Origin of the sequence: Faecalibacterium gallinarum (assembly GCF_022180365.1) — a bacterium.
In the GTDB taxonomy this organism is placed as follows: domain Bacteria; phylum Bacillota; class Clostridia; order Oscillospirales; family Ruminococcaceae; genus Faecalibacterium; species Faecalibacterium gallinarum.
Genome location: NZ_BQKV01000050.1, coordinates 1 through 4,896, shown reverse-complemented (window position 1 = coordinate 4,896; position 4,896 = coordinate 1). Strand labels below are relative to the sequence as shown.

General features: G+C 46.9%; 7 protein-coding genes and 1 pseudogene. 6 read left to right on the top strand and 2 right to left on the bottom strand.

Going from position 1 to position 4,896, the window contains the following annotated elements; genetic code table 11:
• The first annotated feature begins 185 nt into the window (after window positions 1-185).
• The 6 genes from JCM17207_RS07865 (at window position 186) to JCM17207_RS07840 (ending at window position 3,772) form a co-directional block, all read left to right on the top strand.
• A complete protein-coding gene (locus JCM17207_RS07865) occupies window positions 186-512 on the top strand; it encodes a hypothetical protein (RefSeq protein WP_087180074.1) in 327 nt (108 codons plus the stop codon).
• An 81-nt stretch (window positions 513-593) separates the two neighbouring features.
• On the top strand, window positions 594-1,943 hold the full coding sequence (locus tag JCM17207_RS07860) for a hypothetical protein (RefSeq protein WP_238317059.1): 1,350 nt from the start codon (window positions 594-596) through the stop codon (window positions 1,941-1,943).
• Entirely contained in the window at window positions 1,936-2,628 is a 693-nt protein-coding gene (locus JCM17207_RS07855; RefSeq protein ID WP_238317058.1) for an ATP-binding cassette domain-containing protein, read from the top strand. Before JCM17207_RS07860 ends, JCM17207_RS07855 begins: the two co-directional genes overlap by 8 nt.
• A 68-nt stretch (window positions 2,629-2,696) precedes the next feature.
• Window positions 2,697-2,843 carry a hypothetical protein gene (locus tag JCM17207_RS07850; protein WP_238317057.1) on the top strand — a complete coding sequence of 49 codons (147 nt, stop codon included), beginning with the start codon at window positions 2,697-2,699 and terminating at the stop codon, window positions 2,841-2,843.
• A gap of 252 nt (window positions 2,844-3,095) precedes the next feature.
• Window positions 3,096-3,536, top strand: a complete 441-nt coding sequence (locus tag JCM17207_RS07845; protein WP_238317056.1) for an RNA polymerase sigma factor — start codon at window positions 3,096-3,098, stop codon at window positions 3,534-3,536.
• Complete coding sequence (locus JCM17207_RS07840; protein ID WP_238317055.1) at window positions 3,533-3,772, top strand: helix-turn-helix domain-containing protein; 240 nt, start codon at window positions 3,533-3,535, stop codon at window positions 3,770-3,772. Before JCM17207_RS07845 ends, JCM17207_RS07840 begins: the two co-directional genes overlap by 4 nt.
• A gap of 422 nt (window positions 3,773-4,194) precedes the next feature.
• Here the strand turns inward: JCM17207_RS07840 and JCM17207_RS07835 are convergent.
• Together JCM17207_RS07835 and JCM17207_RS07830 are read right to left on the bottom strand one after the other, a co-directional pair.
• Window positions 4,195-4,452: pseudogene (locus JCM17207_RS07835) on the bottom strand (cysteine-rich VLP protein); the annotation flags it as partial.
• A 148-nt stretch (window positions 4,453-4,600) separates the two neighbouring features.
• A partial coding sequence (locus JCM17207_RS07830) for a helix-turn-helix domain-containing protein (protein ID WP_238317054.1) occupies window positions 4,601-4,896 on the bottom strand: 296 nt, incomplete at its 5' end.

The following is a 4,896-nucleotide window of genomic DNA, read 5'->3' as shown; positions in this document are numbered from 1 at the left end:
TTTGCAAACAGGAAAGGTATCTGCAATTGAGCCAATAGCAACGAAAGAATAACCTGATTGGAAATCTGGGTTGTTTGGTCTTTTTACTTGATCTACGTTTGGTTATTTCCGCTGAGCCCCAAATGGTTTTTTCAGCTGAACTCTAACAAAATGGTTGAGCCGGTTTAGAAACGGAGGCTAATAAAATGATTCGCAAACTGTTAAAAAACCTTCTTGGTGAGAATTTCACCGAAAATAATGCAAAACTGGCAACCGTCAATTTTGCGATTATTCTTTTGATGTTTCTCCTGTCCGGCATTATGCTGTTTTTCCTGCCGGAGCAGATTTCTATTTTGCATACGGGTGATACCTATTATCCCTTACCCAGCGTTTTAGCTGTCTGGCTGCTTCCAATCATTGCGCTGGTTATAAACATCGGCTTTATCAAGCAGAAGCGGCTTTCAAAAATGAATAGCATTGTGTTTGCTGTTCTTTTGGTAATCATGATGGCATCCTATATTTCACAGATATAAGCCGGAAGAACTATGAAGCGCACACTCTATAAAGCAATCTTGAAAAGCAGAAACACTCCCATTATTACGCTTTCACTTTCCATGATCGGTATTTATGTGGGGTACTTGATATGGTATGTATTGGGTCACTACCTGCCCGGATCAATATCCGGCTATCGTGTATTCGTGTCCATCCTTGCAATTTGGATCAGTGCATTTATTGGAATATATAAAATACCCGATCAGCTTTTTACCAACCGGCAGATAAAAGATGCTCTGTGCTTCCCACTATCGTCAGGCAGATTAGTCCTATTAGTTATTGGCCGTCTTGCCTGTTTACAATTAGGCGTCACCATTTCTGCATTTTGGGCCTGCTTTTTGTATGTCATTTCAGATTGGTTTTCGACAGTAACAATCATGCTGTTTTGTTGGATAGGTAGCTGTTTGATTGATCTGCTTGTTCTGCTGATTTCTATGGCTATCGCCAATTTGCTTCCGGCATCCATTGTGGGATATGGATTTATCCTCTTACAATATGGAGCATTTTTGTTGTTGGCGCTATCAGCAGGAAATCTTGTGTCGGAGATTTTATTTCGGCCGGGATTTTTAGAAAACCTGAATAAAGTATTTTGCCCTGACAAGTGGCTCCTGATTGCAATGTTGGTTGCAGCTTTGTCAACTCTTTGTGCTTACTTTTGCGTAAAGGCTGGATATGTTCGAGGGTATTTGAACACCCAGAACTTCCAGTATCGAAAAGCCAATAAAGCCATAGCGCCTACAAAAATTAAAAATCCGTACTTCCTGTTGGAATGGAAACGGGTATCAAGAAACAAGGAACTCATTTTCTTTTCAAACATAAAGAATATCCTGACAGTGATTGTTCTGTGCGGGCTATTGGTGCAAAACTTTGATTGGATAGGAGTGTCCGAACGATATACTTTAGAATTGTTTCTGCTGGTGTCCTGCTGTGCTGTGAACACCATTTCAAGCACCGCCTATTCCAGCGATCCGAATAAAGCATACATTTCATTTCTTCCCATATCCACACACCGATTATTTTTCTGGAAAACCCTGCAAGGTTTCTTTTGGGGAGAAATTACGGTATTGCTGTTCTGGGCGGGAGCAACATTTTTTTACGGTATATCTGTACTGGATGCCTTCTTGCTTCTCATTTATGGAACCATAATGAATTATGGCTGTGTATGGTTTGGAGTATTTTTAGACTATAAGATGCCACGCTCACCAAATAGCACAAATGAGCTGCTCCACGGAAATATCAGCAAAGTAATTGTGCTTTTTGCTTCAATAACTTTGACTGTTGGGGAAATCTATTTTATAACGCAAATCAATGATTATATTTCTCTGCTGCCATTTGCTGTTTGTGTGAGTGGTTGTGTTGTTGCGATAGAGTGCGTATATTGGTTGTTTTGCAGGAGGAGTTTTCGTGATTAAAGTAAAAGGCATATCGAAAAAGTATGGAAATAGAATAATTTTTGAAAACATCTCCTGCTCCTTGGACAATCAACGGATTTATGCACTGGTTGGCGTCAATGGCATTGGTAAATCCACATTATTAAATGCCATCACACAACCGGCCAGCATGGATAGCGGAAATGTTGAAATTGATGAGATTGATAATCGGGAGTTTAAGTCTAAGTTTCAGTTTTTCTATGTTCCAGACAGCAAAGAGATGTTTTTGAATTTGACCGGAAATGAATACTTGAAGTGCATCATACAGCTATATCGCCAAAATGCCGTTAAAGCAAAAGAAACGCTCGAAAGGTTGTCAGCGGCTTTTAAGTTGGAGCGGTCACTGAACGAATATATTGCAAACTATTCGCTTGGCATGAAACAAAAGGTGTATCTGATTGCGTCGTTTCTTTCGGGTGCAGGAAATCTAATTCTGGATGAACCTTTTAATGGCCTTGATCCTGAAAGTGTTGCCACACTAAAAAAGTTACTGATTGAGCATCGGGAAGCAGGGAACCTTGTACTCTTTTCAGCCCATAACCTTGATTTGGTTGCGAATTTCTGCGACGATGTGGTTTTTATCGACAAACGGAGAAAAATTTTTCAACTTGAAAATCCACGGGATTTTGCTCAACTGGAAAATGCTTTTTTCCAAAATTGTGTTTGAAAGTAAATAACTAATTATCTGCCGGACGACGGCAAAAGAAAAAAGCCGTCGTTCAGCAGGCAATCGCCATGTCCTACACTCAATCTTTCGGCGGCTTTGACAAAATCAAGGCCGCCGTTCTTTATGCCCTCATACGGAACGACGCCCTGACACTGGCGGGATCGGCGGCCCACGGAGGGAGCCGCCATGAAGCAAAGAGCGTTTCGACAAAATAAGACAGGGGTTGCACCACCCCTAAAAAGCCCGTCCCCGGCTACGGGGACAAGCGGCCATGAGTATGTACTATACCATGTAAATCAACTGCATATCACTTCTGCTTTCGCTCGGTGGGTCTGCGACCTGCCGGGCGAAATTTGTTGTTTCCTGCGGTTCTTTGGTGCGGGCCGGGGCCGCCACATTGCTGCCAGTGAAAGGAGTGGAATAAGCAGCTTTATCTTCTCACTCTCCCGCAGATCGGGGGTGAGAAGATGAACGAATACACCTTTGACTATGTGGAACGGAACCGGCTGGACGCTTTCTGCAAGACTGTTCTCCGCAACGAGGCTATCACCTACCTATCGGAGCTGGCCCGCCGCCGTGACCGGGAAAAGCCGCTGGACACCTTGCCGCAGGCGGAAATGGACAAGCTCTGTACGCTGGACGAATACCCCAGCGACAGCTTTACATTCTCGGCCTTTGGCTATGACCTACATATCCGGGACGAGCTGGTGGCCGGAGCCTTTGCCAGCCTGCCGGAGCAGGAGCAGCAGATTTTAATTCTGTATTGTGTCGCGGCTATGGCGGACGGCGAGATCGGCGGCCTTATGGGGATGTCCCGCAGCGCCGTCCAGCGCCACAGGACAAGCACCCTGAAACAGTTGCGCGTGAAATTGATGGCGTTAATGCCGGGAGGGAGGAACGCGAAATGAAGCAGCCTACATTCAACGGCAGGGTGCTTCTGCCCCTGTCAGTTTTTGCAGAGGCCCGCGCCGGTGATCCGCTGGCAATGGAGCGCATCTTGCGGTACTACAACGGCTACATAAACAAGCTGTGTACCCGGACGCTCTATGAGCTGGACGGAACGCCTCATGTGCGGGTGGACGAGTACATGAAACACCGCTTGCAAAACAAGCTGATCCGGGCCATCCTAAAGGACAGCCTATGAGAAAGCGCCGGACGCAGGGCCAGCAGGCCGCCGCGTCCGGCGCTTTCTTATGGGTTTTCCTCTACGCATTTAGAAGCCTATTCTGGCGGGGATTGGATAATCTGTCCCACCTGTCTGCCGACCATGCCCCAAAAGCCTTGAAATGACTGGCTTATTACCAGCCTAAATGCGTAGACAGGAGGCATATTCAACCGGGCCACACCCGGCTACCACAACAAGATTGAGATTTGAAAGCACAGGCGGAAATGCCTTTTCCATATCTTCACGACCTATCACCTCTTTTCCGGCCTGTGTTTGCGTACTTTCGCAACGGCCTTGCGTGCATTATACGGAATTGTGCTTCGGATTTGTAGGACGCTCATTAACCAAACCGGCGCAGATCGTTGACATATTTTTATCTGCATGAGATTTTTCATGTGTGTTCATTTCCGGGCGGCCAAAGACAGGTATCTTTGCCGCTGCCGTTCGGCCTCTTTCTTACGGCGCACTCGCGCCGCGCAATCCGGGCAGTATTTGGCCCGGTTGGACTTCGGCGTGAACACGGCCCCACACTCGACGCAGCGTTTCACCTCGTCCCGGCTCTTGCTGATCTCGGCGCACAGGGCCGCGTCCAGCGGGAGGACGGCGGCCCGAAACCACCGGCACAGCAGCGAATAGGAAATGCTCTGGACGCACACACATATGCTTGCTGTTTTTGTTCTTCTCCGCTATAAGTACCTTCGCAAACCCTCAAACTACCCGCAAAACAGGAACTTTCCAGAAAAAAAGTGCAAAAAATAAAGGACGCTTTTGCGCCCCTCGCAAACAAAAGAAAACAGAGGATGGTTTTCAGGCATCCCCCGTTTCTTTCTTCTTTGGCTGTTCAATTTTTATAGCCCCGTCAATCGCGCCCTCGATGATCGGCAGGTATTCTTCGGGACAGAGTTTCAGCTTGTGGCCGACCCGCTGGCGCTGCTCACTTTCCGAGCGCAGCACTTCGGGATTGAAATACCGTTCCACAGGAAGCCCGCAGGTCTTGATAAGCTGGATCACGACCGGGAGGCTGGGGATCGTCCCTTTATTCTCAATGTTGGCGAGATACCGCCACTCAATACCTACCATTTCCGCCAGCGCCTTACGCGCCA

Coding starts and splice junctions, on each gene's coding strand:
- JCM17207_RS07865 (WP_087180074.1), top strand. CDS start 186: ATGATTCGCAAACTGTTAAAAAACCTTCTTGGTGAGAATTTCACCGAA.
- JCM17207_RS07860 (WP_238317059.1), top strand. CDS start 594: ATGATCGGTATTTATGTGGGGTACTTGATATGGTATGTATTGGGTCAC.
- JCM17207_RS07845 (WP_238317056.1), top strand. CDS start 3,096: ATGAACGAATACACCTTTGACTATGTGGAACGGAACCGGCTGGACGCT.
- JCM17207_RS07850 (WP_238317057.1), top strand. CDS start 2,697: ATGTCCTACACTCAATCTTTCGGCGGCTTTGACAAAATCAAGGCCGCC.
- JCM17207_RS07840 (WP_238317055.1), top strand. CDS start 3,533: ATGAAGCAGCCTACATTCAACGGCAGGGTGCTTCTGCCCCTGTCAGTT.